Genomic DNA, 26,713 nt, shown 5'->3' with positions numbered 1-26,713 from the left:
TGTCAGACCAGAAGGTCAGACCCTTATTTCATGCATACGTGCGGTGGCTCTTGGGAGTGCCAGCCGGGGGCAAAGGGGTTCTGATCCAAATCGGTCAGGGCCCCTTTTTCATTCAGAATACTGCCAGCACCGCCCCGATGACCGTACACCCGAACGTCGCATAGCCGCCATCGATAAGGGTCAGGCGAAAGGGACGCCCGCCAAACGCATAGAATGTCGCGATCCATGGGCTGACAAGGAACAGGCCGATCCCGAAACCGGCAACCAGCCCCGCAAAAACCGTATCGATCCCTGACAGGGAAAACACGTGCCGCATCATGCCCGCGACCACCATCGCGCCGATGATGCTGGTGATGTAGGGGACGGGGTTGCTGCGGTTGGCGGGGGCGCGTCCGGTCTTGTCCAGCGGCACGCCTGACGCTTCCATCCATGACGTGGCAAATACGGTGTACCAAAGCGCGCCGAACATAAAGCCGGCGAAGCCTGCGACGACGACCGAAACAAACACCATATAGAACTCCCCGATGCGATCTTCCCTGCACTATTGCAGAGACGACTCACCGCGCCAATGGTTCAGGGGGCCAGTCCGGCCATCTCGCGTACGATGCGCCATTCTTCGGGCGTAACGGGCTGAACAGACAGGCGCGAGTTGCGGATCAATGCCATATCGGCCAATCGTTCATCGGCCTTCACCATCTCAAGCGTGACGGGGCTTTTGACCGGCTCGACCGCCTTGATGTCTACGCATTCCCAACGCTGGTCATCCGTGGTGCTGTCGGAGTGTGCTTCGGCGCAGACCTCGACAATGCCCACCACGGCCTTTTCACTTTGCGAGTGGTAAAAGAACCCCAGATCGCCGACGCGCATCTCGCGCATGAAGTTGCGGGCCTGATAATTGCGCACACCGTCCCATTCCTCGCCCGCGTCCCCTTTGGCGACCTGATCGGCCCAGCCCCACGTGGACGGTTCGGATTTGAACAGCCAGTAGTTCACGACCCTACCACCTGTTTCCACGCGGTGATCGTTACTTCGCGGAACAGGCCCGCCTTGGCATAGGGGTCATTGTCGGCCCATGCCTGCGCCGCCGCCAGATCAGGCACGTCCAGCACGATCAGCGATCCGCAGGGCTGGTCGTTGTCATCCAGAAACGGACCCGCCTTTTGCACCACGCCCGTGCTATCCAGATAGGCAAGGTGATCGGGGCGGTTTTCCATGCGGATCGGCAGTGCGCCGTCCTTATCCCACGCCAAAAGGGCATACATCATTGTCATTCCTCCTTCAGGGGGCGCGCCAAAAGGTGATCAACCGCGCCTTTCATATCTACTGTGCCATCAACCAGATCCGCGATGGTCGCACAAAGCGGCAGGTCCAATCCGTGCTGCCGCGCAACGCCGCGCAGGGCGCGGGCGGTTGCGGCACCCTCGACCGTGATGCTTGCATCAAATTCCGTTCCCGCGCCAAGGGCAAGGCCAAGACGGTAATTCCGTGACTGATCGCTTGTGCAGGTCAGGGTCAGATCGCCCAATCCGCTGAGGCCCATCAAGGTGTCATTTTCGGCCCCCATGGCGCGGGCGACCCGCTGCATTTCGGCAAAGCCACGGGTCATCAGTGCCGCGCGCGCACTATTGCCCAGCCCCGCGCCCATCACCGCGCCGCAGCCGATGGCGATCACGTTTTTCAACGCGCCCCCCAGTTCCGCGCCGGTCACATCCGTGCTCCGATAAAGGCGCAAGGTGGGGGTCGATAGCTGCGCCTGCAGGTTCCGGCCAACGGCATCATCCGCACAGGCCAGCGCCAGTGCCGTGGGCAGCCCGCGTGCAATGTCGGTGGCAAAACTTGGCCCCGTCAGGATGGCCACATGCCGCGCCGAACCAAGGACCGAAACAGGCCCCTGCCCCGTGATCAAGTCGATGCCCTTGCAACAGGCAACAACCGTGCAGGCCGACAGATCATGCGCCGCCGCGAACCCTGATAGGGACTGCATCGGCAACGCAATCAGAATGGTCTTGGCCTGTAAAACAGGCTCTAAGTCGCCCGATACGTCTAGCGCGTCGGGAAAGCGTACTCCTGGCAAGCGCTTGGCGTTTTCACGGTCGTTCTGCATTTGGGATACGTCGCGACCCCACAATGTCACCGCGCTCTGCCGCGCAAGGGTGACGGCCAGCGCCGTGCCGAATGCGCCTGCGCCGATGACACCAATGCTCACGCCTTGGCCCCTTTCTTGCCCGAACCCAGCATTGCCGCGCTGGCAGTGTCCAAAGGCATGCGGGGCCGCGCCGACAGGGACAGCCCGTCCGGTGCGCGCAGTGCCATCTGTTCGATCCCAGCGGCGGCAATCATCGCCGCGTTGTCCGTGCACAGCGCCAGTGGCGGGGCAAGGAACCGCGCGCCAACTGCGTCAGAAACAGTCTCTAACGCGGCGCGAATGGTCATATTGGCCGCCACACCGCCCGCAACGCAAAAGGTCGACTGCGCGGGGGACAAGTCCATATAAGCCGCGAGCGCCCGTTTTGATTTACCTGCAAGGCTGTCTGTCACCGCCGCTTGGAACGAAGCTGCCAGATCGGCCTGATCGGCAGCATGCAACCCGCCTTGCGTCTCAATCAAGGCGTCCCGCGCCCGCAGCACGGCGGTTTTCAAGCCGGAAAAGCTGAGGTCGCAGCCCGCCTTGGTCGCCAAGGGGCGTGGAAAGGCAAACCGCGCCGGATCGCCGGATTTGGCGGACTGTTCGATGGCTGGACCCCCGGGCTGGGACAGGCCCAAAAGGCGCGCGACCTTGTCAAATGCCTCGCCCGGGGCATCGTCAATCGTGCCGCCGAGCCGTTCGAACCGGTCCGCCGCATGAGCGATCAAGAACTGGCAATGCCCGCCCGACACCAGCAGCATGAGATAGGGAAACGGCACCGTGTCCGACAGCCGAGGCGTCAGCGCATGGCCCGCCAGATGGTTCACACCGTAGAGCGGCAGGCCGGTCGCCACCGACAGCCCCTTGGCGACCATCACACCAGACACAACGCCGCCAATCAAACCCGGCCCGCAGGTCACGGCAATCGCGTCCAGATCGTCGAGCTTCACGCCCGCCTGTTCCAGCGCGCCTGCTATAGTGCCATCCAACCGCTCGGCATGGGCGCGGGCGGCGATCTCGGGCACAACCCCGCCAAAGCTGGCATGCAGGTCGGCCTGGCCGAACACGACCGATGACAGCACCGTCATATCGCCAGGCACACCGCGCACAACGGCGGCGGCGGTATCATCGCAGCTGCTTTCGATCCCAAGTAGAGTTTTCGCGCCGCTCATCATCACAGGTCCGTTGCACGTCAAGCTGCTGCCGAGTAACACTTTGCCCCGTGGCGAACAATGCACCCCCCGACCCTATCCCCCTGATCATGACCCGCCCTTTGGGCGCATCGCAACGCTTTGTCGCGCAACTGCCGCCGGACGTACAGGCGCAGCTTGCCCCTGTGTACAGCCCGCTGTTGCGCATCGCACCGCTGAATGCCGTGGTCGCGATGTCGTCAGAGGACGCGGCGATCTTTTCCTCGGTCAACGGGGTGGACGCCGCACCCGATGGCGCGGGGCGCAAGGCCTATTGTATTGGCAAGGCGACAACCTCGGCGGCGACCCTGCGCGGCTGGGAGGCGACCCAATGCGGGGTGGACGCGCAATCGCTGGTCGCGACACTGTTGGCCGAGCCCCCTGCACAGCGCTTGTTCCATCTGTCGGGGCGGCACACGCGCGGCGATATTGCGGGGCATCTGACCCAAGCGGGCCTGACGGTCGAACGCGTTGTCGTCTATGACCAACACCTGTGTGACCTGACGCCAGAGGCGATACAGGCCATAGATCGGGAAAAACGCGTTCTAGTTCCCCTTTTTTCGCCTCGAACGGCGGCGCAGTTTGTCTCTGTCGCGCCGCGCACCATATCGATTCATATAGTGGCACTTAGCCAAGCCGTGGCGGATGCGACGGATGGCGCTGCCTTTGCGGGCATGACAATTGCACAGCGCCCTGATGCCACTGCAATGGGCATCGCGTTGGCCGGACTGGTGTAACCCTTTGGTTTACACAACATCGGGTTGAGGGGGCGCAGGCAGCAGAGTAGAGTTTGGTTTGGCGCATTGCGCGAATGAAGAATCGGAAGGGGGAACATACCTTGGCAAAACGGAACAGCCCGAAAGCGGCGCCCGAGGACGACAAGGCCCCGACATCCACAGATGCACCTCACGTTGATCCCACCAAGGACGTGACCGAGGACGAGGCGCTGGCAAAATCCTCCGATGAAACGCCTGAAAGTGATGAGGCGGCGGATGTGTCCGAGGATACGTCAGAGATCGAGGATGCCGACGTCACCTATATCGGGGATGATACGCTGACCGCATCCGAGCCTGAGCCTGAGCCTGAGCCTGAGCCTGAGCCTGAGCCTGAGCCTGAGCCTGAGCCTGAGCCTGAGCCTGAGCCTGAGAGCATGTCGCTGCCCGCGCCCACGCCAGTCCAGCCCGAACCACAACGCGCTTCGGTCCTGCCCCTTATTCTTGCTGGCGTCGCGACCGCCGCCCTAGGCTTTATCGCTGCGCGCAGTGACCTTTTGCCCGAACCCCTGCGTGCCCCTGCCGCACAGATCGATCCGTCCATTTCCGAGGATTTGGCAACCGCCACCGACCGCTTGGCCGCGCTTGAGGCGACGATGGCCGCATCGGATGGTGTCGACCTACAAGCCCTCGCTGATCAGATCAGCGTGCTGTCCCAGCGCGCCGAGGCTATAGAGCCGCTGACCGAACGTTTGAACGTGCTGACCGCCCGCGTTGATGCGCTTGTCGCGCAGCCCGCAGCGGACGGAACATTGCCACAGGCCGCGCTGGACGAAGCACTTGCTGACATCCGCGCCACCGCTACCGCGCAACAGGCCGAAATCGACAAGCTGCTTGCCGATGCCCGCCTGATCCGCAGCGATACAGAAGCCGAAGCAAACGCGACCCTGATGCGCGCCGCGATGACCCGTGTCATGTCCGCCGTAGATACCGGCGCGCCCTTTGCCACGGCCCTCAACGATCTGGAACAGGCCGGAGCGACCGATATCCCCGATGCGCTGCGCGCTGCATCGACCGACGGCGTGACGCCTTTGGCGACGCTTCAGGCGACGATCCCCGACGCCGCACGCAACGCACTGGCCGCCGCACGCGGGTCCGAAGGTGAAAGCAGCGGCCTTGGAGGTTTCCTGCAACGCCAGTTGGCTGTTCGTTCCGTGGCGCCACGCGAAGGCAATGACCCAGACGCGGTCCTGTCGCGCATCGAGGCCGCCGCCAAGGCAGGCCGATTGGGCGATGCGCTGGCCGAGGCGGAACAACTGCCAGAACCCGCCCGCGCGGCAATGGGAAACTGGTTGGAACAGGCGCAAGCGCGCCATGACGCCGTGACTGCGGCAAATGCACTGGCTGAACGCCTGTCGGCACTCTGAAGGGGCCTATTTTATGATCTGGTCATTGGCAAAAATCATCTTCTTCGTCGTGGCTGTTGCCGCACTTGCGCTCGGGGCGGGCTGGCTGCTTGAGGCCGACGGGGGCGTGCGCGTCATTGTTGGCGGCCAAGAGGTCACGCTGGGGCCATTGCAGTCGGTCATCGCGCTGGTGCTGCTGGTGCTGGCGGTCTGGATCGGGCTGAAACTGCTGGGCATGGTCATCGCGTTCTGGAAATTCCTGAACGGCGACGAGACGGCGCTGTCGCGCTATTTCGCACGCAACAAAGCGGCCAAAGGCTTTGACGCGTTGGCCGAAGGGATGATGGCCCTTGCCTCGGGCGAGGGGCGTCTGGCGCTGGCAAAGGCGGAAAAGGCAGATCGCTACCTGAACCGGCCCGACCTGACGAACCTGTTGACCGCGCAGGCCGCCGAACTGGCGGGCGACCGGAAAAAGGCCGAAGAAACCTATCGCAAGCTGGTGCAGAACGAATCCACTCGTTTTGTCGGCGTGCGCGGGATCATGAAACAGAAACTGGCCGACGGCGACACCGATGCCGCGCTGAAGCTGGCTGAAAAAGCGTTCGCCCTGAAACCGCGCCATGCGGACACGCAGGATGTGCTCCTTAAACTGCAAGCGGGGGCCGAGGACTGGTCGGGCGCGCGTCAGACCTTGTCTGCGAAGCTAAAAACCGGCCACCTGCCCCGCGATGTGCACAAACGCCGCGACGCTGTCCTTGCCCTAAGCGAGGCCAAGCAGGTGCTGGACAAGAACCTGACCATCGAAGCTCGCGAAGCCGCGATTGCCGCAAACAAACAGTCTCCCGATCTGGTCCCTGCCGCCGTCATGGCCGCGCACGGCTATATCGAACAGGGACACAAGAAATACGCGACCCGCGTGGTGAAAAAAGCATGGGAGGCAACGCCGCATCCCGACCTCGCCGCTGCCTTTGCCGCGATTGAGCCGGACGAGACGCCCGAAGCGCGGCTCAAGCGGTTCACTGCGCTGACCCGCAAACATGCCGACCACCCTGAATCGCGCATGCTGATGGCCGAACTCAACATCGCAGCCGAGGATTTCCCAGCCGCACGCCGCGCCCTTGGGGATCTGTTCGAAACCGATCCGACCACACGGTCCGCAGCGTTGATGGCCGCGATCGAAAAGGGGTCAGGCGGCAGCGACGCCGTGGTGCAAGGATGGCTTGCCCGCGCCCTGTCCGCACCGCGCGGCCCGCAATGGGTGTGCGACAACTGCCAGAACATCCACGCGGAATGGGGCCCGACCTGTTCCAACTGCGGAGCGTTCGATACGCTGGAATGGAAACGCCCGCCCAGCACCGAACTGACCCTTCCCGGCGGAAGCGAGATGCTGCCCCTGTTGGGTGCCCGCCCCGCGTCCGAGGACACGCTGGTGCCGGTCGATGCGCCTGACGCCGATACGGCCGAGGTGATTGAGGCCGAAGATATGGGCAACCCCGCATCCAAAGCACCCTGACATCATCGAAATTGCCGTTCCGCGCCATTGTCGCGCGGCAATTTCCTGAGTCGATCTGTCGGAATCGCGGTGCCGCTGTGTAGAAAAGTGCGCGAACGGACAGATCGCGCCGGAAAACATGTATTTTTCTGACCTGCCCGTCGTAGTTGAATACGCAATCCAAATCGTCGGTTTTTGACTAGTAGAACGGCACAGCGATCTGCCCGAAGCGCCGTTGCGCAGGTGCAGAAAATCCGATTGTTACGCCTGTGAACAATGTCTTTGCGTGTGCTGCGGTGCAGCATTGCTGCGCGACCCTCTGCCTGATCCCGCACAACCCTGCCGATCGGGACGCCGCCACCCCCGCGCGCAGGTCAAAACACTTTCCCGAAAATGTCAGCGCAAACAGGGCTTGTCAGGTCAACATTCTTGGCGGATGATTTTTGTCGGACCACCTACATCTGCCATGCCAGCGCAATCAAAAAACAAAATCGCGGCACTTTGGGATGTGGGGAAATCCGAAAAGACCATGGTCATCCGGCTGCAAAATCCGCGGTGGCCACAAAGTTCCTAGGGAGGACACATGACTGACACTTTGAACCGCAGAAAGTTTCTGCGCGGCTCCGCTGTTGCGGGTGCTGCTGCCTTGGCGACACCGGCCATCGCTGAAAACCACACAACAACACTGAAGATGCAGGCCGCTTGGGGCGGTGGTATCTTCCTTGAAAACGCCCAATCCTATGTCGAGCGTGTGAACGCCATGGCAGGCAGCGCGCTGAAGATCGAATTGCTGCCCGTCGACTCGGTTGTGAAGACGTCGCAAATGCAGGACGCGGTGCACCGCGGTGTTCTGGATGCCGCCCACTATGTGCCGGCCTACTGGTACTCCAAATCCAAAACCGCATCGCTGTTCGGCACCGGCCCTTGCTTTGGCTGGTCAAGCCAGGAAGTGCTCGGTTGGGTCAACTATGGCGGCGGTCAGGAACTGTTCGACGAATTGATGGCCTCGCTGCGTCTGAACGTCGTGTCGTTCTTTAACTCGCCCATGCCTGCGCAACCGCTGGGCTGGTTCAAGGAACAGATCACCAGCGCCGAACAGATGAACGGCCTGAAATACCGGACCGTTGGGCTGGCGGCAGACGTTCTGCTGGAAATGGGCATGTCTGTTGTCCAACTGCCTGGTGGTGAGATTCAGCCCGCGATGAAATCCGGCCTGATCGACGCGGCCGAGTTCAACAACCCGACCTCTGACCGCGACTTTGGTATGCAGGATGTGTCCAAGGACTATCACCTTGCGTCGTTCCACCAGTCGCAGGAATTCTTTGAGGTCACATTCAACAAGGACAAGTTCAACGCGCTTGCGCCGGAACTTCAGGCGATCCTGAAATACGCGTCCGAGGCCGAGAACTCGAACTTCTACTGGAACAACACTAAGCGCTATGCCGACGACCTGAACACGCTTCAGGAAGAACAGGGCGTCAAAGTGCACCGCACCCCAGACGACGTCATGGCGGCACAGCTGGCTGCGTGGGACGTGGTGGTTGAACGCATCTCGGCAGAGGACGAATTCTTTGCCAAGGTTGTGGAAAGCCAGAAGGCCTATGCCAAGAACGTCATGGGCTATCTGAACCTGAACCAGCCCGACTACAAGCTGGCCTACAACCACTACTTCGGCTGATCCAGTCGGCAACATGACATCCGGGGGCCCGCAAGAAGGCCCTCGGATTTTTGTGCAGGCCTTGGGAGGGGCAGATGACCAAAACAGTTCACGCAATCGAAGGGCTTAGCCTGTGGATCGGACGGGCCTTTGGCTGGTGTATCCTGATCCTGACCCTGTCTGTATCTTACGAGGTGTTCGTGCGCTATGTGCTGAACGCCCCCACCGTCTGGGCCTTTGACATGATGGTGCAGATGTACGGCGCCCTGTTCCTGATGTCGGGCGCCTATGCGCTGGCGCAGGATAGCCACGTGCGCGGCGACGTCCTCTATCGGCTGTTTTCGGTGCGCTGGCAGGCGCGGGTCGACTTCCTGCTGTACCTGATCTTTTTCTTCCCCGGCATCACGGCACTTGTCTGGTACGGCTGGGAAATCGCCGCCGACAGCTGGCGTTACAAGGAAGTCAGCTGGAACAGCCCCGCCCGCATCCAGATCTATTTCTTCAAGTCGCTGATCCCGCTGGCCGGTGGTCTGCTGCTACTGCAAGGCGTGGCCGAACTGATGCGCTGTGTCGTGGCCATGCGCACCGGCGTCTGGATGGAACGTCTGGATGACGTGAAAGAGACCGAGGACATGCTGATGCATATGGAAACGGCAAGTATCCCCGTCCCGCTGCCCGGTCAGGACCACATCGACCGCAAGACCAACTGAGCCTTTGGCCACTTCTGAAAGAGCAATAAAATGACGAACCCCGAAGTCGCCATCCTGATGCTTTGCATGTTTATCGTGCTTGTTCTGCTTGGTTTCCCCATTGCCTTTACGCTGATCGCCATGGGCGTCGCGTTCGGCTATTACGCCTATTATCAGGGGGGGATCGAAACCTTCTCTGACATCTTCAACAACAACATCTTCTACCTGCTGAACCAGAACACCTATTCGGTGATGGAGAACGACACCCTCGTCGCGATCCCGCTGTTTCTGTTCATGGGCTATGTGGTGGAACGCGCCAACATCGTGGACCGGCTGTTTTTCAGTCTCTACATGGCGGCGCGCAACCTGCCCGGATCGCTGGCGATTGCCGCGCTACTGACCTGTGCGGTGTTTTCGACCGCATCGGGGATTGTGGGTGCGGTTGTGACGCTGATGGGGCTGCTCGCCTATCCTGCGATGGCCAATGCGAACTACAACAAATCCTTTGCTTCGGGCGTGATCTGTGCGGGCGGGACGCTGGGCATCCTGATCCCGCCATCAATCATGCTTATCGTCTATGCGGCCATTGGCAACCTGTCGCCCTTGCGCCTTTATGCGGCGGCGGTGTTTCCCGGGCTGCTGCTGGCGGGGCTGTACATCGTCTATGTGATGGTGCGCGTCTGGTTTAACCCGAAACTCGCGCCCAAACCCAACCTCGAAGACGTGCCTCCGCCGTCGAAAATCTATTGGGATCTGCTGGTATCCTTCGTGCCACTGACGGTGCTGATTGCGCTGGTGCTGGGGTCGATCCTTGGCGGTCTGGCCACCCCTGCCGAAGCAGCAGCGATGGGCGCACTGGGCGGCATCGTTCTGGCGGTGCTCTACCGGTCGATGACGTGGCAAAAGCTGAAGGAAAGCGTGTTCCTGACGGCCAAGGCTACGGCGATGGTGTGCTGGCTGTTTGTCGGTTCTTGGACATTCGCGTCGGTATTCTCCTACCTCGGCGGGCATGACCTGATCAGCGAATGGGTCATCGGCATGAACCTGACCACAATCCAGTTCCTGATCATGGCACAGCTGATCATCTTTGTGCTCGGCTGGCCGCTGGAGTGGTCCGAGATCCTGATCATTTTTGTCCCGATCTTCTTGCCGCTGCTGGAGCCGTTCGGCGTGAACCCCTATTTCTTCGCGATGCTGGTGGCGCTGAACCTGCAAACCTCGTTCCTGACCCCGCCCATGGCCATGTCGGCCTATTACCTAAAAGGGGTGCTAAAAAAGCAGATCGAGCTGATCGAGATTTTCAAGGGAATCATGCCCTATCTGGGGATCGTAATCCTGACGATGGTGCTGATGTATACCTTCCCCGGTATTGCGCTGTGGTTCCCAGACTTCCTGTTCGGTGAATACGTCCCGTGACGGTCGCACCCTACACTCTGACAGCAACCGAGGCGGTTCGTGAAATCGCCTCGGGGCGGCTGAGTTCGGTCGATCTGGTGACGTCCTGCCTTGCACGCATCGACGACACCGACGGGGCGATCCACGCGTGGGCCTATTTGGACCGCGACGGTGCACTGGCCCAAGCCGCCGAATGCGACCGCATCCGTAAGGCAGGCCTTGGTACCGGCCCGCTGCATGGCATTCCCGTCGGTCTTAAGGACATCATCGACACTGCCGACATGCCAACCCAACGGGGCACACCCATTTTCGAAGGGCGGCAAACCGACACGGATGCGCGCATTGTCGAACATCTGCGCGAGGCCGGCGCGGTCATTATGGGCAAGACGGTCACGACCGAAATGGCCTTTGTCCATGCCAACGAAACCCGCAATCCGCACAACCCCGACCGCACGCCCGGAGGGTCGTCCAGCGGGTCGGCGGCGGCGGTTGCGGCGTGTCACGTGCCGCTGGCCATTGGCACACAGACCAACGGATCGGTCATCCGCCCCGCGTCTTTCTGTGGCACTTTTGGGTTCAAACCGACGCGCGGCGTGATCTCGCGCACGGGTGTGCTGCAAACATCCGTATCTCTGGATCAGGTCGGCTGCTTTGGCCGGACGCTTGCCGATGTTGCGCTGCTGACGGATGTGATCGGAAGCTACGACCAGACCGACGCGTGCAGCTTTGCCCGCCCGCGCCCGCCCATGGTTCAGGGGGCAGAGGCCGAAGCCCCCGTTCCCCCCGACTTTGCTTGGCTGGACCTGCCGTTCTATGACCGGCTGTCCGATGACGCACGCGGCGGATTGGATGCGGTGATGGACACACTTGGTGATCAGGTCACGCGGATGGCTGCGGCAGACACCCTCGCCAACCTCGTGGCAGTGCAGGCACGCATCCACGAATACGAGATTTGCCAGCATCAGGCCGACACGTTCGACACTCATTGGGACGCATTAAGCGAGACGCTTAAACCTGTGCTGACCCGTGGCCGCCAGATCACAAAGGAAGAGTACGAAGACGCGCTCGCCGTCAAAGCCTCTGCCGAGGCGTTCTTTGCCGATTTCTTTCTGGAATATGACGCGATCATCGCCCCCGCGGCGGCGGGCGAAGCGCCGATATTCGGCTCTAACACAGGCGATCCGATCTTTTGCACCCTTTGGACGCTGGCGGGCCTGCCTTGTGTTACCCTACCCCTGTTGGTCGGGGACAATGACCTGCCCATCGGCGTGCAACTGATCGGCCCCGTGGAAAAAGACGACCGCCTGCTGCGCACGGCGCGGTGGCTGCAACTGCATCTGGCTGGGGCCAGTTAACCGAACGAAAGGACAGCGACATGTCATACGGAATCAAACTGCTCATGGGGTTCATCGGCACCGCCCTTTTGCTGATCTTTATCGGAGGGTTGTCGCATTCGATCTCGACCGGATTTGCGGGATTCTCCGGCGGGTTGCCGTTCATGATCATCGCCATCGTGGTCTGCGGCGCGGCAGTCTATGATTTCTTCGACGAATGCATTCGCAAGAAATGACCAAGCCGCGCCTCTGGATCACCCGCCGCCTCTCCGACGCCACGCTGGAACGTGCAGCGCGCGATTATGACGTTGTGATCAATCACGACGACCATCCTGGTACGGCCGAGCAACTGATCGCGGCCAGTGCCGATTTTGATGCGATCATTCCGTGCCACTCCGAGCATTTCAGCGCCAATGTGGTCGCGCAATTCGCGGACCGACTCAAAATCGTGGCCAATCATTCGGTCGGCGTGGACCATTGCGATCTGCCCGCGCTCAAGTCCCGCGGGATCGTCGTGACCAACACGCCGGATGTTCTGTCGGATGCGACGGCGGAACTGGCGATGCTGCTGATGCTGGGCGCGGCGCGCCATGCTGTGGCCGGTGACCGGATCGTGCGGACCGGCGCGTGGGACAGTTGGTCGCCCGCCTTCATGGTCGGCAAACAGGTGACGGGCGCGCGCCTTGGTATCGTTGGAATGGGCCGTGTCGGGCGCGCCTTTGCCGAAAAAGCGCGCGGGTTCGGGATGGACATCCACTATTACAACCGCACCGAACTGCCCAAAGTGCAGGCGGGCGGCGCCACCTACCACGAGAGTGTCGAAAGCCTGTTGGGCGTGGCCGATTTCCTGTCGCTACACTGCCCTGCCACGCCTGAAACCACAGACCTGATGAATCCAGCCCGTTTTGCACTGCTGCCCCAAGGGGCGGTGATCGTGAACTCGGCCCGCGGTGCGCTGGTGGACGAGGACGCGCTCATGGCCGCGCTTGACAGTGGGCAGGTTGCGGCGGCGGGGCTTGATTGTTTCAAGGTCGAACCCGGCGGCAACCCGGCCTTTGCGCGCTATGACAACATCTTTATGTTGCCCCATATCGGCAGTGCAACGCGCACCACGCGTGATGCGATGGGGTTTCGGGCGCTGGACAATCTGGATGCGTTTTTCAACGGCCAAGTGCCCAAGGACCAGCTATAACCCTTCCTGACACGGCCTGTGGCGCATGGCCCGCCTGTGGCCCCGCACGTTCCGGCACCGAACTACGGAGAGAGTGAATGGACGCTTTCATTTGCGACGCACAACGCACGCCCATCGGACGCTATGGCGGGGCATTGTCCTCGGTCCGTGCGGACGACCTTGCAGCGGTGCCGATTGCGGCGCTGATGGCACGCCACCCGTCGCTGGACTGGGCGGCCATTGATGATGTGGTGCTGGGGTGTGCCAACCAAGCGGGCGAGGATAACCGCAATGTCGCGCGCATGGCCGCATTGCTGGCGGGCCTGCCGGTTGAGGTCCCGGGGATCACTGTGAACCGCCTGTGCGCATCCGGTATGGACGCGGTCGGGATCGCCGCGCGGGGGATCAAGGCGGGCGATCTCGACATGGCCATTGCGGGTGGTATCGAAAGCATGACGCGCGCGCCTTTCGTGATGCCAAAAGCAGCGAGCGCCTTCAGTCGCGCCAATCAAGTCTATGACACAACGATCGGCTGGCGGTTCATAAACCCCAAGTTAGAGACTACTTTTGGCGTCGATTCCATGCCCGAAACTGCCGACAATGTGGCGGAAGATTGGGGTGTGAGCCGCGAGGATCAGGATGCTTTCGCCGCCCGTTCGCAACAAAGATGGGCAGCGGCCCACGCGGCGGGTGCCTTTGCGCCCGAGATTGCGCCGGTCACGATCCCGCAGCGCAAGGGCGATCCGGTGATTGTAGACACCGATGAACACCCCCGCCCTGACACGGATGTCGCCACATTGGCCAAGCTGCGCGGTATCAATGGGGTGGACAAAACAGTCACTGCTGGCAACGCGTCGGGCGTGAACGATGGTGCGGCGGCGCTCTTGCTTGCCTCAACCCAAGCGGTCGAGACGCACGGTCTGACTCCAATGGTGCGCATCGTCGCGATGAACGCAGCCGGCGTCACCCCCCGCGTCATGGGGATCGGCCCCGTGCCTGCCTGTCTCAAGGTGCTGGCACGGGCAGGTCTGACCATTGATCAGATGGACGTGATCGAACTGAACGAAGCTTTCGCGGCCCAAGGTCTTGCCACGCTGCGCGATCTGGGCGTTGCCGATGACGATCCCCGCGTGAATGCCCAAGGCGGTGCCATTGCCATTGGCCATCCGCTTGGCATGTCCGGTGCGCGGCTGGTGATGACCGCCGCCTATCAACTACAACGCAGCGGCGGCAAATACGCGCTTTGCACCATGTGTGTAGGCGTCGGACAGGGCGTGGCGATGATTTTGGAACGGGTTTGAATTATCGTTTAGGCAATCGTGGACGGATCGCCTTGGCGGGTGATAACAGACCCTAACAGGGCGCATACCGCACAACTCACGCTCTTTTTATCCTCCGCGCCGTTCCTGTCACAAAGGCGCAAAGCCGCGCAGCGTTGGGCCAAACGCAAAACCACCGATCAAACCGCACTTTCCCAACACACATCCAACGGCTATAGCGGGTCCATGACAAACCATCTGCATATCTCCGACCTTCCTGACGGCCTTGATCTTGGGCCCGTTGTTGCCATCGACTGCGAAACCATGGGCCTGAACCCGCATCGCGACAGGTTGTGCGTTGTGCAACTGTCCAGCGGTGACGGCGATGCGCATATCGTGCAGATCAAACAGGGCCAGACCGAAGCACCGAACCTTTGCGCCATGCTGACGGACCCGAATGTGCTCAAGCTGTTCCACTTTGGCCGGTTCGACATTGCCGCGATGCAAAACGCGTTCGGGGCCGTGACCGCGCCCGTCTATTGCACCAAGATCGCAAGCCGTCTGGTGCGGACCTATACCGACCGGCACGGGCTGAAAAATCTGCTTCAGGAACTGCTTGAGGTCGATATTCCGAAGCAACAGCAGTCGAGCGACTGGGGGGCCGATACGCTCAGCAAGGCACAGATCGACTATGCCGCGTCGGACGTGCTGTACCTGCACCGTCTGCGCGAAGTGCTGAATACGCGGCTTGAGCGCGAAGGGCGCATGGAGATCGCGCAAGCCTGTTTCGATTTCCTGCCGACGCGGGCCAATCTGGATCTGATCGGCTGGCCTGAAACCGACATTTTCGCCCACGCATGAGCAGCAAAACCCCTTTCATAGACACTGCACGCAGTGTGATCCGTGCCGAGGCGGACGCGCTGAACACCCTGGCAGACGGGCTTGATGACCAGTTTCGCGCGGCCATCGACCTGCTGGTGAACGCCAAAGGGCGCGTGATCGTTACGGGCATCGGTAAATCCGGCCATATTGCGCGAAAGATTGCGGCGACATTGGCCAGCACAGGCGCTCCGGCGCAGTTCGTACACCCCGCCGAGGCGAGCCATGGCGATCTGGGCATGGTGACGCGGAACGATGTTGTTCTGGCAATTTCCAACTCGGGCGAGGCACCGGAACTGGCCAATATGATCGCCTTTTCCCGTCGCTTTGACATCCCGCTGATCGGGATCACCAAAGCCCCCGAAAGCGCTTTGGGCAGCCAGTGCGACGTTGTCCTGCGCCTGCCCGATCTGGGCGAGGCTTGCGGCACCGGTGTCGTGCCCACGATCTCTACCACCATGACGCTCGCCATGGGCGATGCACTGGCCGTGGCGCTGATGAAGCACCGCGCCTTTACCGCCGAACATTTCCGTGAGTTCCATCCAGGCGGCAAGCTGGGCGCGCTGTTGATGCGGGTCCGTGACCTGATGCACAGCGGCGATGCGATGCCGCTTGTCACGCTGGAAACCCCGATGAAGGACGCCCTGATCGAGATCAGCCAAAAAGGCTTTGGCGTGGTTGGCGTGACGGATGCAACGGGTTCCTTGGCCGGAATTATCACCGACGGCGACCTGCGCCGCCACATGAGCGACCGGTTCCTGCACTTGACGGCGCAGGACGTGATGACCACATCCCCTAGAACGATCGACCCCGATGTTCTCGCGCAAGAAGCGGTTGGAATCATGAACGGACAGGATGGCGGGCGCTCTGTCACCTGCTTGTTTGTGACGGCGGACAAGACGCCACTGGGGTTGATCCATATCCATGACTGCCTGCGGGTCGGTCTGGGCTAGGGAATATGGGATGGATGGCTACTCTCGCTTTGTTGCATGGCTAAAGGTGCTGCTGCCGATCACGGCGCTGCTTCTTTTGTCGACCCTGTTCCTGCTGTCGCGCAGCATTGATCCAACGGCCGCAATCCCCTTTGCAGACACTGAAATCGATGAACGCCTGCGGGGTCAGCAGATCACCGCGCCGGTATTCTCTGGCACATCGAATGCGGGCGATCTTGTGTCCGTATCGGCCAGCACAATGGCCACGCGCAGCGGGCTGAACAACGAAGCGCATGATTTCACCGCACAGATCGACCTGTCATCAGGCGCACGCGTCATTTTGAACGCGGATCGCGGGCAGTTCGATATCGCGGCCAACAATTCCAGCCTTGAGGGAAATGTCGTGATCACCACCTCGTCCGGCTACACCCTGAACACGGACGCGCTGCTGGCAGAGTTCGACACGCTGCTGGTGCAATCGCCCGGCGCAGTGACGGGCGACGGGCCGGTCGGAAACCTGCAAGCAGGGGGTATGCGACTTCAGCGTGAATCTGGCGGCGAAAACGCTCATTTGATTTTCACAAACGGCGTGAAGCTGATATATACCCCTGAAAATAAAGAAGAGTGATTTTTCCGTGACTTTCCTGCGCACCCTTTCCTGCATCGCCGTTATCCTGACATTGCCCTTGGCCGTTGCGGCACAAGGCACCAGCGTCGCGTTCGGCACGATCCAGCAGGACACCTCGGCCCCTGTCGAAGTCACCGCCGACGAATTGAACGTCGATCAGGCCACCGGTCAGGCGATCTTTACCGGCAATGTGGTGATCGGTCAGGGCGACATGCGACTGTCTGCGGCGCGCGTTCTGGTGATCTATCGCCAGAATCAGGAAGGCATTCAAAAGCTCGAAGCGACCGGCGGTGTGACGCTGGCCTCGGGAGGGGACGCCGCCGAATCGCAGCGTGCCGACTATGACATCGACAGCGGTGTGATCGTGATGACGGGCGACGTACTGATGGCACAGGGCCAAAGCGCGCTGAGCGCGGACCGCATGACGGTTAACCTTGATGACGGCACGGCGCGGATGCAGGGGCGGGTCAAAACGATCCTGCAAGCCGGACGCAACTAATGGCCAAGCCCAAGCTGAAACTGGCCGAAGGGTCGTCGGGATTAAAAATCTCGCACTTGCGGAAATCCTACCGCAAGAAACTGGTGATCCGCGATTTTTCGATGGAGCTGAACCGCGGCGAAGTCGTTGCGCTGCTGGGGCCGAACGGGTCGGGCAAGACGACAACCTTCTATTCCGTCGCGGGCCTAGTAACCCCCGAGGGCGGCAAGGTCATGTTGGACGGGGCGGACGTGACCGCGCTGCCGATGTATCGCCGCGCGCAAATGGGAATCGGCTACCTCCCCCAAGAGATGAGTATTTTTCGCGGGCTGAGCGTGCAGGACAATATCCTCGCCATCCTCGAAATTGTCGAACCCGACCGGCACAAACGGCGCGAACGGCTTGAGGAATTGCTGAGCGAGTTTTCCATTGAACACATGCGCCGTGCCCCCGCTCTGGCCCTGTCGGGCGGTGAACGGCGGCGGGTGGAAATTGCGCGTTCACTGGCGGCGAATCCCAAATACCTGCTGCTGGACGAACCGTTTGCGGGGGTCGATCCGATCTCTGTCGGTGATATCCGCAGCCTTGTGGCCGACCTCAAGAAACGGGGCATCGGTGTTTTGATCACCGACCACAACGTGCGCGAAACCCTCGAAATCGTGGACCGCGCCTATATCCTGCATGACGGTCAGGTTCTGATGTCCGGCACGCCACAAGATGTTGTGCAAAACGAGAATGTGCGCCGCGTCTACCTCGGCGAAAATTTTCGCATTCAATAGGGCTGCGCAATACGGAACACGTGTCTTTTGATTGACAGGACGGGTGTTTCTGGCGTGCAATGGGACCATGGCTTTGATGCTGTTCCTTTATCCCGATCGATACATCGCGCTGTTGCAGCGCCAGCAAGGGTTGAACATGGCAAAGCTTTTTCCGTTCTCCTGACACTGCCTCCGGGCCACGACCTTGCCCGGGTGCTTCGTCTGTGCGGACCTAACTAAAGGAGAAGAAATGCAGTACCAAATCAGTGGTAAACAGATTGATATCGGCGATGCTCTACAGACTCACGTGCGCGACGACTTAGGCGCGGTCGTGCAGAAATATGCAGAGCGACCAACCAATGCGCAGGTGATTTTTTCCAAGTCCGCCCACGAATTCGTCTGCGAGGCGACGGTGCATTTGTCGACTGGCCTGACAGCACAGGCCAAGGCCCATGCCACTGAAATCTATGCCGCTTTTGATGCTTGCTCCGAAAAGATGGAAAAGCAGCTGAGGCGCTATAAACGCAGGCTCAAGGACCATCACAAGGACCGTGCGCACCCGGTTGAACTCTCTGGCGCGTCCTCGTATATCCTCGCTTCTGATCAGGGGACGGATGACGCCGAACCCGAAAGCCTGCAACCGATCATCGTGGCAGAGATGGAGACCAACATCCCGTCGCTGTCAGTCGGAGAGGCGGTCATGCAGATGGAACTGGCAGGCGCACCCGTGCTTGTCTTCCGAAACGAAGGCAAAGAGGGACTGAACGTCGTGTACCGTCGAGATGATGGCAACATCGGCTGGATTGACCCATAAGGAACCGGTGTCTGAATGGGCGCTGATGAGGCGAGAAAAATGGACTTTGCAAACTTGCTGAAACCCGAAGCGGTTAAGGTTGTGACTTCGGTCATGTCCAAAAAACGGCTGCTGCAAGAGATCGGCGATCTTGTGCACAGCGCCCATGGTATCAATGCGGGTCTGGTGGTCGAGGCGCTGATGGCGCGCGAAGCACTGGGCCCCACCGGAGTCGGGCATGGGGTGGCATTGCCGCATGCCCGTCTGAACGGAATCAAGGACGTCATTGGCGTCTTTGTCCTGCTCGACAAGCCGATTGATTTTGACGCGGTGGATCGTCAGCCCGTCGACATCGCCTTTGCGCTGTTCGCCCCCGAAGAGGCAGGCGTCGAGCACCTCAAGGCGCTGGCGCTTGTGTCCCGCACCCTGCGCGACGCATCCGTGTGCAACAAGTTGCGTGCGAATCCGGATGCTTCGACCCTTTATGCGATCCTAAACGAAGCAAAGCCCGCCAAGGCCGCGTGACGGCCTTTACTGCGGCACGAAATCCTCAAATCCGAACATCAGGTAATCCCGCGCATAGGCCGCGCGGGCAAGTTGTTCGATCTCCGCGTCGTAGATCGCGGACAGGAAATAGCGTGTTTGCTCCGGCGTGGGGCTGATAGGCGGCACGCCCTCGATCCCCAAGGTCGCGACCAGATCCGACATTTCCTGCACCAGTGTGTCCTGCCGCATTAGACGATCCGGCAGAACGAACTCGGCAAAACCTTCGATGGTTTTTGCCTGACTGGCCCAATCCGCATCGACACGTACCGCTGTCTGGCCCGCTAGGTTGGGCTTCAAGAACCGCAGGAATTGCGCAAAGGCTGTCCTGTGGGCCGCGACACCATAATCCGCCCCATCCGGATCATCAGGCAGTTCAACGCCATAGCGTTTGGCCAGCGTCGTGCGAATGCCGCCATAGCCCCCTTTGCCGGTGTTCAGGATGCGATGACAGAAAACGTCATGGGCGCGCTGCAACGGGTGGCGCAGAACGCTAAAGCTGCGATGGCCGGGATGGTCGCGCATCCATTCCCGCAGATCGTTCTGCGACAGCTTTGAACCAGGCGTGCCGCCCTGCGCGCCATCTACCTCTTTCAGCCATGCAACCACCGAATCCTGCGCGCCACCGCGCACCGGCAGATAGACCAGCGGCAGTGTATCGCTCGCGAAATAGGTGGGCACCGCCGCCCCACGACGGGGTTCGAAATTCGGCGTGCGGGTCAGGTTGAAACGGTCCAGACCTGTCAACGCCTCGGTCATCTGACCAAAGTTGCTGACCTTGTCAGACAGCGCAGCGGGGTTCTGCACCTTCAGGTTCTTGTCCAACCCTTCCAGCCGCGACTCGACGCCGAGATAGGCGGCAAGGCCGTTCATCACATCCACACTTTGCAGGTCTTCGTACGCGACATAAAAAGCCGTCTGCCCCGACACCTGCAAGCGGTTCAGAAAGGTGATCTGAAACGCCTGCAAGGCGGACAGATGGGCGGCAAATTCTTCGAGCTCGAACTCGGCCTTGCCATCCTTGCGCGACTTCGCATCGGTCAGCTTCCACTGCCCCGTGGCCTGCGCGATCTTCCACGAGACATAGCTGTCGACCGGATTGCGCGTCAGCACGATCTTGGCACATTTCGGATCGTCCATGACGATATCGAACACGCGCGGATCGTGGTCATGGAAATAGCGAAAGCCGCTCAGCTCGGGCGTTTTTTTGATGGCGCGTAACAGGTGCTTGGGATTGCCATCGCGCTCAGACTGGGTGATCCCGAGAACATCATCGACATTCGGATAGCCAATGAAATGCGGGTTAAACGCCTCTCCATGGCAGGCGAGTCCGTCAAAGGCGTTCAGGTTCGCTTCTAAGAAGTTCGAACCGGTGCGCATTTCTGCAAACACCACGAAATAGTCAAATTGGGCCATGTCGGATTAACGCACCAGATAGGGTTTTCTTGGTCGATCTTGCGCGGGTTCCGCGACCAGCGCCACCGGAAAGTCGCCCATCAGATGCGGGTGCATGCCCTGATTCTTCAGGTTTTGCAGGAATTGGCCGAATCCGGTCAAATCCACCATCTTGGGCACCTCGGCCAGCCGCCGCGCGCGGGTTTGTCCGATTTCGTCCAGAATACCTTGCAGCGGCTCCATCGGGGCCTCGATAAATTCGGCCATGGTCCAGATACGCACACGCGCCTTCACATAGGGCGAACGCAGCACATCCAAATGGTCGCTTTCGATCTTTTGCAGGCGCGCAGCTTCCTTGCGGATGTCGAGGAAATTCCGGTTCGACCGAAACAGCGGCACCGCCCACGCCCCCGAAATCACCGAGACCTGCGCGTTCGGATCCTTGGCAATGCGCCAGTTGACCGTCTGGTTGTCCGAGGGGCCGAACTGGAAACACTGCCGTTCGCCACGGGTGTTCCAGATCAGGTTGGTCAGGAACGCATTGGGGTTATAGTCGCGCGCCGCCGCACTGTTGCTGAGGGCGCCGTTCAGGGTCGTCTGCCCGTCGGCATATTCCACCACATCAGGGTGGAACAAATGCCCGTGCACCCGCGCGCCGGTTGCCTTCGCCAGCCACGGTTCGAAATTTTCAAAAATCTCGGTAAAGCCCTGAAACATCGAATATTGCGCGGCCGTCACACCGTTTTCCCAGTCTTCGTTAGGAAAGCGGCTTTGCATATAAAGACCCGGACGCCCGCGTGTCCGACGTTCAACCGCCTTGGCAAAGATGCGGTCGATCTTGCCCGGATTGGGTTCGGTCCGTTTCATCGCGCCTGCCGGATCGGTCAGGAACGCCTCGTACAAGCGGTTGGCACGGGGCCAGATCTTGCGCGCGACAAAGCAGTCCGAGCGGCGCAAAAGCTGCAGATGGTCATCGTAGAAAATATGCGGCTTGCCCTGAAAGTCGAACTTGGACAGGGTCAGCGACCGGCTTTCGATGTTGATCGAATACTGCCGCGCCAGCGTCTGGTAATAGCTTTCGTCCGGAATCCACACATGTTTGAAATAGGCGTCGTATTCCTTGCGGTCCGGCCCTTGCAGGATCGCCGACAGCGTCTGACGGGTCAGGCACCACCACTGGCTGCCCATATGCGGCACGATCCCCTTGGGGATTTTTCGGCGCAATTTCAGCATCCGCTGCAGTTCAACATATTTGTCGAACAACACACGCTGGCGCTTCCACGAGAACGGGAACCGCAGCGTGAACCGTTCCTGATCAAGGCCGCCAACCGTCCACGGCACATCGGCGGTCGTCGCGCTTTCGATAAAGTCGGTGCGCGGACGATCGGCGAGGTAGTCCACCAATTCCTCGACCGGACGCAGGGGCAGGCAAGACCCCGACGCGAGAAAGACGTGACGCACATCCGTAAATTCGGACAACATCAGTTCCGACGCCGCCTGACTGGCCGCAACGATGCCCCACGTCCCCCATTCACAGCGGTAGCGTTTGGAAAACCGGATGGTCGGGACATCGGACAGTGCTTTGGAAAATGCGTTGAATGTCTTGCGCGGCACGCAGACATCCACGTGGATCACCACGGGGCACCCGCCCGCCGCCCAATGGCGCGCCGCCTGTTCGGCACGGTCCAGCGCATTGTGGACCAACATGACGATCCCGACGCTCATGCCCAGTTTCCTTTGGACATGAGGCCCAAAATCTCAAGCTGGCGCCAGTTGATATATTTTTCGGACCACTTGCACCACAGATCGGGATCGTCGTTCAGGGTCTGCGCATAGGCCTTGTATTCGACCGAGCCGGAATAGTGCTGCTTGCGCTTCAGCTCTTCGTCCGCCTTGGTGTTGAACGTATCAAGGAACTTGGCATGCAGCAGGACGCCCGACGCTTTTTCCCCGCCCCATTCATCATAGACCTGATTAAGACCGCGCGGCAAAAGCATGTGGCTAGAACTGACATAGGCATAGCGCCGGTCCCATTTGACCAGCGGCACCTTGTTCAGCGCGGGCGCGAGTTCGGGCTTGTCCGCAAAAAAGACGCGCGCACGAGGCCCACCTTGAATCCATAGATTGCCGAAAACCTTGTTGCGCGAAATCGTGTAATTGCCGCTGTCAAACCAGCTGGCAATCTCCATCGGGTTCTGACCCGCCTGATAGGGTTGTTCGTCCAACCGCCCCTTGGGGTACATATCCAGCAACATCGCCGAGAAGGATTTGATCGACGACGCATCCAGCCAATCGGTCAGCGCCCGCAAGGGGCGCGTGTCACAGAAGGGATAGACCAGAAATTCGTCCGGATCGACGACCAGTGTCCAGTGGCCATGCGCATATTTCATTTGCAGCCAGTTCAGCCAATCGACCCCGAACCGCGACCGCTTATAGCTCGCCTTGGTGGACCAGACAGACACATCGGGCTGCGACGCGAGATAGTCGAGCGATCCATCCGTGCTATCATTGTCCACGAAAAAGAAATGATTGATCCCCATGTCCCGATAGTACTCAAGGAAATAGGGCAGGCGCACAGCCTCGTTCCGCATGGTCGTAAAGGCAAGAAGGTCGTCGGGGCGGATCTGGTCGGTGCGATTAACGACACGTTTCAATTCGCGACGCTTGCGGAACGCACGAATGCGCCAGCGCTTACGCTGAAGTCTCAGTCGATATGACTGCCAGGCGCCCAATCAGTTCCGTCCTTTACCAGCCGCGCGATGCGGACAGACCCCCGCTATCAGGTCAACCTTAACACAGCCTTGAAATGCGCGTCCCATGTTGGCGGCGAATACTGCTTGGGTCTTTGTGGGTCTGGCCATGTGTCGGCCAACTTTTTTATAGTGTTCTTCCAAAGATAACGATCTGAAACGCTTGCGTAAATGGGTATATCCCCAAGTATCTCGTGAAACACGGGCAGATCGTTCACAACCACGGGCACGCCGCGAATTGCCGCCTCGGTCGCGGGCAGGCCAAATCCTTCGGCGTGGGTGGGGAACAGAACGCCGGCTGACCGTTCGATCAGCGCCGCAAGCGCACCGTCCGACAGGCCCGCCACCTCGCGGACAGGACCACCTTTTGGCAGGGAATCCAGTCGGGCAAACACGCCTTCGTTCTTCCATCCGCGACTACCTGCGATGATCAGATCGGGGGCAGATGCGCCCATCTCGGCCCAGAGATCCAGCAGAAAGGCATGGTTCTTTCGGGGTTCAATCGTACCGATGCACAGGAAGAACGGGCCTTGGACCGTCAAGTCGTCAGGCAGTTCTTCGGGCACGGCCTGCACGCTGTCTGTTCCCAAATGCGCAACAATCGCGGTCGGCGGGGTCTCCATCCGCGCCTCGGTTTTCAGGCGCGTATCTTCGGAGTTATAGATCAGCAGATCGGCATGCGCTCCGACCCGCGCAATCATATCAGCAAAGGGCGGGACCGATCCGTCGCGCTGATATTCCGGAAATTCAAGCGGGATCACATCATGGATCAACACGGAAATACGCGCATCAATTGCACGCAACGCCCCCAGAACGCGGTCTGTCAGGTTCGAATGCCCGACGTTCAGATACGAGACACCACGCGGCAACCCGCCCCGCAACATCCGCCCCAACAGCGGCGGTGGCACGCGGCCAATGGACAGTTGGCGCGCCCTGCGCCATGTGCGGCGGCGCTGTGCATCGGCGGCCAGATCAGGCACCGGCCCCGCCAGCGCGGGCATCAATTGCTCGATCCCGTTTCGGTCCAGTAGGATATAGCCTAGCTGCGCACGGATCAGCCCGAACAAGGGCACGTCCTCATCCACAAGCGCACGCAAATAGGCCCATTCGACGCGATCCACACCGGTCAGCACCTTGCCCACCCGCCGCATCAACCTTGTCAGGTCCAGCAGGCGCGCCGGCGGTGGATTATGTATCGTAGTGGCCAGTTTGGTGCCATCTCCATGCATCGGTGATCATCGTTTCAAGGGTCGACCGTGTGGGGCGCCAGCCAAGTTCGGTTTCCGCCCGCGTCGACCCCGAAACCAGCTTGGTACAGTCGCCCGCACGCCGTTCGCCATCGACATATGGCACGGCTTGGTTCGTCACTGCACGGGAATGGTCGATCACCTCGCGCACAGAAAAACCCGATCCGGTGCCAAGGTTGAACACGCGGCTGCCTTTGCCGTCCTTCAGCCATTTCAGGCCCAGGACATGCGCGTCCACCAGATCGCACACATGCACATAATCACGTATGCAGGTGCCATCGGGCGTATCGTAATCGGTGCCATAGACGGTCAGCGCATCCCGCTTGCCTGCGATTGCGTCCAGCATCAGCGGAATGAGGTGCGTTTCCGGCTGATGGAATTCACCAATCTCGCCCTCCGGATCGGCCCCGGCCACGTTGAAATAGCGGAAGATCACGTGGCGCATGCCAACAGCGGCCTCGAAATCGCGCAACACATCCTCAATCGCGCGTTTAGAGGCGCCATAGGCATTGATCGGGTGCTGCACGCTATTTTCGTCCAGCACTACGTTGTCCTGATCGCCATAGGTTGCGCAGGTGCTGGAGAACACGAAATCAAGGCAACCTGCATCCGCCGCCGCCTCGATCAGGGTCAGCGACCCCAGCACGTTGTTACGCCAATAGCGTCCCGGTTCCTTCATACTTTCCCCGACCTGACTAAGGGCGGCAAAATGCATGACGGCGACAGGGGCGTATTTGGCGAACACTTCGTCCAGACGGGCGCGGTCCATCAAATCACCGCGTTCGAAAGGGCCGAATTTGACCGCATCCTGCCAACCCGTTTCCAGATTGTCATAGGTGACAGGAACAAAACCGGCAGCGCGCAGCGCCTTGCATGCGTGCGAGCCGATATAGCCCGCACCACCTGTCACCAACACATGGGTCACTGATACTCTCCGAACCTATTCTGCAGCTTTATCCAAATGAACCACATCCTGAATATAAGCCATAAGGTCGTCGCGCAGTTCGGGACGGGACAGGCCAAAGGATACGGTCGCCTGCAAGAAGCCCGACTTGGACCCGCAATCGAAACGCTGCCCGCTAAAGCGGTATCCATAGACGCCTTCTTCGGTGCCGATGGCGCTGGCAATGGCGTCGGTCAACTGCACCTCGCCCCCCGCGCCCGTTTTGATCTTGTTCAGGGACTTCAGGATGTTGGGCGTCAGGATGTAACGGCCGATGACGGCAAGGTTCGATGGCGCTTCGCCGGCTGGGGGTTTTTCCACCATGCCTTTGACCTCGACCAACTGGCCGTTCTCGCTTTTGATATCCAGAACACCGTAGGCCGATGCCTTTTCGGCGGGCACTTCCATCGCAGCAACCATGTTGCCACCGATTTCTTCGTGCGCTTCGACCATCTGCTGCAAACAGGGTTTTTCGGCGGCAATGACGTCATCGGGCAGGATCACGGCAAAGGGTTCGTTCCCGATCAGGCGGCGGGCGCACCACACCGCGTGGCCAAGTCCCAGTGCCTTGTGCTGGCGGATGTAGGCAATCGCGCCACTGTCCATGTTAGTGCTTTTCAACACCTCAAGAAGCTGGTCCTTGCCCTTTTTGCGCAGTTCCTGCTCAAGCGTGGGCGCGTGATCAAAGTAATCCTCGAGCGCGCCTTTGCCGCGCGAGGTCACAAAGATGAATTCCTTGATCCCTGCGGCCCGTGCCTCGTCAATCGCGTATTGGATCAACGGGCGGTCCACCAAGGTCATGATCTCTTTTGGAACCGATTTGGTTGCGGGCAAAAACCGTGTGCCAAGGCCTGCAACTGGAAAAACCGCTTTTGTTACTTTGTTACGCATACTTACCCGTGCTTTCTTTCGGTTCGTGCATCGCATTGCGCGATG

General features: G+C 60.3%; 28 protein-coding genes. 17 read left to right on the top strand and 11 right to left on the bottom strand.

Annotation, left to right across the window (positions count from 1 at the left end):
* Positions 1–112: 112 nt before the first annotated feature.
* From AC6GQJ_RS11485 to tsaD, 5 genes are all read right to left on the bottom strand, one after another.
* Positions 113–511, bottom strand: coding sequence for a DUF1761 domain-containing protein (locus AC6GQJ_RS11485; RefSeq protein ID WP_500768319.1), 399 nt, complete (start codon positions 509–511; stop codon positions 113–115).
* Positions 512–573: 62 nt separating this feature from the next.
* On the bottom strand, positions 574–993 hold the full coding sequence (locus tag AC6GQJ_RS11480; RefSeq protein ID WP_500768317.1) for an EVE domain-containing protein: 420 nt from the start codon (positions 991–993) through the stop codon (positions 574–576).
* A complete protein-coding gene (locus AC6GQJ_RS11475) occupies positions 990–1,265 on the bottom strand; it encodes a YciI family protein (protein ID WP_500768315.1) in 276 nt (91 codons plus the stop codon). Before AC6GQJ_RS11475 ends, AC6GQJ_RS11480 begins: the two co-directional genes overlap by 4 nt.
* Before the next feature lie 2 nt (positions 1,266–1,267).
* Entirely contained in the window at positions 1,268–2,206 is a 939-nt protein-coding gene (locus AC6GQJ_RS11470) for an NAD(P)H-dependent glycerol-3-phosphate dehydrogenase (protein ID WP_500768313.1), read from the bottom strand.
* Entirely contained in the window at positions 2,203–3,297 is a 1,095-nt protein-coding gene (tsaD, locus tag AC6GQJ_RS11465) for a tRNA (adenosine(37)-N6)-threonylcarbamoyltransferase complex transferase subunit TsaD (protein ID WP_500768311.1), read from the bottom strand. Before tsaD ends, AC6GQJ_RS11470 begins: the two co-directional genes overlap by 4 nt.
* An 89-nt stretch (positions 3,298–3,386) precedes the next feature.
* Here tsaD and AC6GQJ_RS11460 point away from each other — a divergent pair, with 89 nt between their 5' ends.
* The 17 genes from AC6GQJ_RS11460 to AC6GQJ_RS11380 all read left to right on the top strand — a co-directional run bounded on the left by AC6GQJ_RS11460 (position 3,387) and on the right by AC6GQJ_RS11380 (position 19,424).
* Positions 3,387–4,052: a uroporphyrinogen-III synthase gene (locus AC6GQJ_RS11460; protein WP_500768309.1), complete on the top strand. Its 666-nt coding sequence runs from the start codon at positions 3,387–3,389 to the stop codon at positions 4,050–4,052.
* Between the two features lie 101 nt (positions 4,053–4,153).
* Positions 4,154–5,455, top strand: a complete 1,302-nt coding sequence (locus AC6GQJ_RS11455) for a COG4223 family protein (protein WP_500768307.1) — start codon at positions 4,154–4,156, stop codon at positions 5,453–5,455.
* Between the two features lie 13 nt (positions 5,456–5,468).
* Positions 5,469–6,947, top strand: a complete 1,479-nt coding sequence (locus AC6GQJ_RS11450; RefSeq protein ID WP_500768305.1) for a heme biosynthesis protein HemY — start codon at positions 5,469–5,471, stop codon at positions 6,945–6,947.
* A gap of 562 nt (positions 6,948–7,509) precedes the next feature.
* Positions 7,510–8,604 (top strand): TRAP transporter substrate-binding protein, encoded by a 1,095-nt coding sequence (locus AC6GQJ_RS11445; RefSeq protein WP_500768303.1) that lies wholly within the window; start codon positions 7,510–7,512, stop codon positions 8,602–8,604.
* A 74-nt stretch (positions 8,605–8,678) separates the two neighbouring features.
* Positions 8,679–9,293 (top strand): TRAP transporter small permease subunit, encoded by a 615-nt coding sequence (locus AC6GQJ_RS11440; protein WP_500768301.1) that lies wholly within the window; start codon positions 8,679–8,681, stop codon positions 9,291–9,293.
* A 30-nt stretch (positions 9,294–9,323) separates the two neighbouring features.
* Positions 9,324–10,688, top strand: coding sequence for a TRAP transporter large permease (locus AC6GQJ_RS11435; protein ID WP_500768299.1), 1,365 nt, complete (start codon positions 9,324–9,326; stop codon positions 10,686–10,688).
* A complete protein-coding gene (locus tag AC6GQJ_RS11430) occupies positions 10,685–12,022 on the top strand; it encodes an amidase (protein ID WP_500768297.1) in 1,338 nt (445 codons plus the stop codon). The genes AC6GQJ_RS11435 and AC6GQJ_RS11430 overlap by 4 nt, the downstream gene beginning before the upstream one ends.
* Positions 12,023–12,042: 20 nt before the next feature.
* Positions 12,043–12,237, top strand: coding sequence for a hypothetical protein (locus AC6GQJ_RS11425; RefSeq protein ID WP_500768295.1), 195 nt, complete (start codon positions 12,043–12,045; stop codon positions 12,235–12,237).
* Complete coding sequence (locus AC6GQJ_RS11420) at positions 12,234–13,193, top strand: 2-hydroxyacid dehydrogenase (protein WP_500768293.1); 960 nt, start codon at positions 12,234–12,236, stop codon at positions 13,191–13,193. Before AC6GQJ_RS11425 ends, AC6GQJ_RS11420 begins: the two co-directional genes overlap by 4 nt.
* A gap of 77 nt (positions 13,194–13,270) precedes the next feature.
* Complete coding sequence (gene pcaF / locus AC6GQJ_RS11415; RefSeq protein WP_500768291.1) at positions 13,271–14,473, top strand: 3-oxoadipyl-CoA thiolase; 1,203 nt, start codon at positions 13,271–13,273, stop codon at positions 14,471–14,473.
* Positions 14,474–14,677: 204 nt separating this feature from the next.
* The gene (locus AC6GQJ_RS11410) at positions 14,678–15,292 is read left to right on the top strand and encodes a ribonuclease D (protein ID WP_500768289.1); all 615 of its coding nucleotides are present in this window, start codon (positions 14,678–14,680) and stop codon (positions 15,290–15,292) included.
* A complete protein-coding gene (locus AC6GQJ_RS11405; RefSeq protein ID WP_500768287.1) occupies positions 15,289–16,263 on the top strand; it encodes a KpsF/GutQ family sugar-phosphate isomerase in 975 nt (324 codons plus the stop codon). Before AC6GQJ_RS11410 ends, AC6GQJ_RS11405 begins: the two co-directional genes overlap by 4 nt.
* Positions 16,264–16,273: 10 nt before the next feature.
* The gene (gene lptC / locus AC6GQJ_RS11400) at positions 16,274–16,870 is read left to right on the top strand and encodes an LPS export ABC transporter periplasmic protein LptC (RefSeq protein ID WP_500768285.1); all 597 of its coding nucleotides are present in this window, start codon (positions 16,274–16,276) and stop codon (positions 16,868–16,870) included.
* 7 nt (positions 16,871–16,877) lie between these two features.
* Positions 16,878–17,369: a lipopolysaccharide transport periplasmic protein LptA gene (lptA, locus tag AC6GQJ_RS11395; RefSeq protein ID WP_500768283.1), complete on the top strand. Its 492-nt coding sequence runs from the start codon at positions 16,878–16,880 to the stop codon at positions 17,367–17,369.
* A complete protein-coding gene (lptB, locus tag AC6GQJ_RS11390) occupies positions 17,369–18,127 on the top strand; it encodes an LPS export ABC transporter ATP-binding protein (RefSeq protein WP_500768281.1) in 759 nt (252 codons plus the stop codon). Before lptA ends, lptB begins: the two co-directional genes overlap by 1 nt.
* A 229-nt stretch (positions 18,128–18,356) precedes the next feature.
* On the top strand, positions 18,357–18,920 hold the full coding sequence (gene hpf / locus AC6GQJ_RS11385) for a ribosome hibernation-promoting factor, HPF/YfiA family (RefSeq protein ID WP_500768279.1): 564 nt from the start codon (positions 18,357–18,359) through the stop codon (positions 18,918–18,920).
* A gap of 39 nt (positions 18,921–18,959) precedes the next feature.
* The gene (locus tag AC6GQJ_RS11380) at positions 18,960–19,424 is read left to right on the top strand and encodes a PTS sugar transporter subunit IIA (RefSeq protein ID WP_500768278.1); all 465 of its coding nucleotides are present in this window, start codon (positions 18,960–18,962) and stop codon (positions 19,422–19,424) included.
* A 6-nt stretch (positions 19,425–19,430) separates the two neighbouring features.
* Here AC6GQJ_RS11380 and AC6GQJ_RS11375 read toward each other — a convergent pair whose 3' ends face one another.
* The 6 genes from AC6GQJ_RS11375 to galU form a co-directional block, all read right to left on the bottom strand.
* Positions 19,431–20,858, bottom strand: a complete 1,428-nt coding sequence (locus AC6GQJ_RS11375) for a nodulation protein NodH (protein ID WP_500768276.1) — start codon at positions 20,856–20,858, stop codon at positions 19,431–19,433.
* Between the two features lie 6 nt (positions 20,859–20,864).
* Positions 20,865–22,562: a DUF5927 domain-containing protein gene (locus AC6GQJ_RS11370; protein WP_500768274.1), complete on the bottom strand. Its 1,698-nt coding sequence runs from the start codon at positions 22,560–22,562 to the stop codon at positions 20,865–20,867.
* On the bottom strand, positions 22,559–23,545 hold the full coding sequence (locus tag AC6GQJ_RS11365) for a glycosyltransferase family 2 protein (RefSeq protein WP_500773901.1): 987 nt from the start codon (positions 23,543–23,545) through the stop codon (positions 22,559–22,561). Before AC6GQJ_RS11365 ends, AC6GQJ_RS11370 begins: the two co-directional genes overlap by 4 nt.
* A 71-nt stretch (positions 23,546–23,616) precedes the next feature.
* Entirely contained in the window at positions 23,617–24,738 is a 1,122-nt protein-coding gene (locus tag AC6GQJ_RS11360; RefSeq protein ID WP_500768272.1) for a glycosyltransferase, read from the bottom strand.
* Positions 24,739–24,775: 37 nt separating this feature from the next.
* On the bottom strand, positions 24,776–25,759 hold the full coding sequence (gene galE / locus AC6GQJ_RS11355) for a UDP-glucose 4-epimerase GalE (protein WP_500768270.1): 984 nt from the start codon (positions 25,757–25,759) through the stop codon (positions 24,776–24,778).
* A 15-nt stretch (positions 25,760–25,774) separates the two neighbouring features.
* Positions 25,775–26,668 (bottom strand): UTP--glucose-1-phosphate uridylyltransferase GalU, encoded by an 894-nt coding sequence (gene galU / locus AC6GQJ_RS11350; protein WP_500768268.1) that lies wholly within the window; start codon positions 26,666–26,668, stop codon positions 25,775–25,777.
* Positions 26,669–26,713 lie beyond the last annotated feature (45 nt).

This window comes from Tateyamaria sp. 7Alg 36, assembly GCF_059882455.1.
This window is presented reverse-complemented; position numbering and strand designations above follow the sequence as displayed.

Excerpts from the sequence above, each read along its gene's own strand:
- AC6GQJ_RS11485 (WP_500768319.1), bottom strand. The coding sequence starts at position 511 with ATGGTGTTTGTTTCGGTCGTCGTCGCAGGCTTCGCCGGCTTTATGTTC.
- AC6GQJ_RS11475 (WP_500768315.1), bottom strand. The coding sequence starts at position 1,265 with ATGATGTATGCCCTTTTGGCGTGGGATAAGGACGGCGCACTGCCGATC.
- tsaD (WP_500768311.1), bottom strand. The coding sequence starts at position 3,297 with ATGAGCGGCGCGAAAACTCTACTTGGGATCGAAAGCAGCTGCGATGAT.
- AC6GQJ_RS11460 (WP_500768309.1), top strand. The coding sequence starts at position 3,387 with ATGACCCGCCCTTTGGGCGCATCGCAACGCTTTGTCGCGCAACTGCCG.
- AC6GQJ_RS11450 (WP_500768305.1), top strand. The coding sequence starts at position 5,469 with ATGATCTGGTCATTGGCAAAAATCATCTTCTTCGTCGTGGCTGTTGCC.
- AC6GQJ_RS11445 (WP_500768303.1), top strand. The coding sequence starts at position 7,510 with ATGACTGACACTTTGAACCGCAGAAAGTTTCTGCGCGGCTCCGCTGTT.
- AC6GQJ_RS11440 (WP_500768301.1), top strand. The coding sequence starts at position 8,679 with ATGACCAAAACAGTTCACGCAATCGAAGGGCTTAGCCTGTGGATCGGA.
- AC6GQJ_RS11435 (WP_500768299.1), top strand. The coding sequence starts at position 9,324 with ATGACGAACCCCGAAGTCGCCATCCTGATGCTTTGCATGTTTATCGTG.
- AC6GQJ_RS11425 (WP_500768295.1), top strand. The coding sequence starts at position 12,043 with ATGTCATACGGAATCAAACTGCTCATGGGGTTCATCGGCACCGCCCTT.
- AC6GQJ_RS11420 (WP_500768293.1), top strand. The coding sequence starts at position 12,234 with ATGACCAAGCCGCGCCTCTGGATCACCCGCCGCCTCTCCGACGCCACG.
- pcaF (WP_500768291.1), top strand. The coding sequence starts at position 13,271 with ATGGACGCTTTCATTTGCGACGCACAACGCACGCCCATCGGACGCTAT.
- AC6GQJ_RS11410 (WP_500768289.1), top strand. The coding sequence starts at position 14,678 with ATGACAAACCATCTGCATATCTCCGACCTTCCTGACGGCCTTGATCTT.
- AC6GQJ_RS11405 (WP_500768287.1), top strand. The coding sequence starts at position 15,289 with ATGAGCAGCAAAACCCCTTTCATAGACACTGCACGCAGTGTGATCCGT.
- lptC (WP_500768285.1), top strand. The coding sequence starts at position 16,274 with ATGGATGGCTACTCTCGCTTTGTTGCATGGCTAAAGGTGCTGCTGCCG.
- lptB (WP_500768281.1), top strand. The coding sequence starts at position 17,369 with ATGGCCAAGCCCAAGCTGAAACTGGCCGAAGGGTCGTCGGGATTAAAA.
- hpf (WP_500768279.1), top strand. The coding sequence starts at position 18,357 with ATGCAGTACCAAATCAGTGGTAAACAGATTGATATCGGCGATGCTCTA.
- AC6GQJ_RS11380 (WP_500768278.1), top strand. The coding sequence starts at position 18,960 with ATGGACTTTGCAAACTTGCTGAAACCCGAAGCGGTTAAGGTTGTGACT.
- AC6GQJ_RS11375 (WP_500768276.1), bottom strand. The coding sequence starts at position 20,858 with ATGGCCCAATTTGACTATTTCGTGGTGTTTGCAGAAATGCGCACCGGT.
- AC6GQJ_RS11370 (WP_500768274.1), bottom strand. The coding sequence starts at position 22,562 with ATGAGCGTCGGGATCGTCATGTTGGTCCACAATGCGCTGGACCGTGCC.
- AC6GQJ_RS11360 (WP_500768272.1), bottom strand. The coding sequence starts at position 24,738 with ATGCGGCGGGTGGGCAAGGTGCTGACCGGTGTGGATCGCGTCGAATGG.
- galU (WP_500768268.1), bottom strand. The coding sequence starts at position 26,668 with ATGCGTAACAAAGTAACAAAAGCGGTTTTTCCAGTTGCAGGCCTTGGC.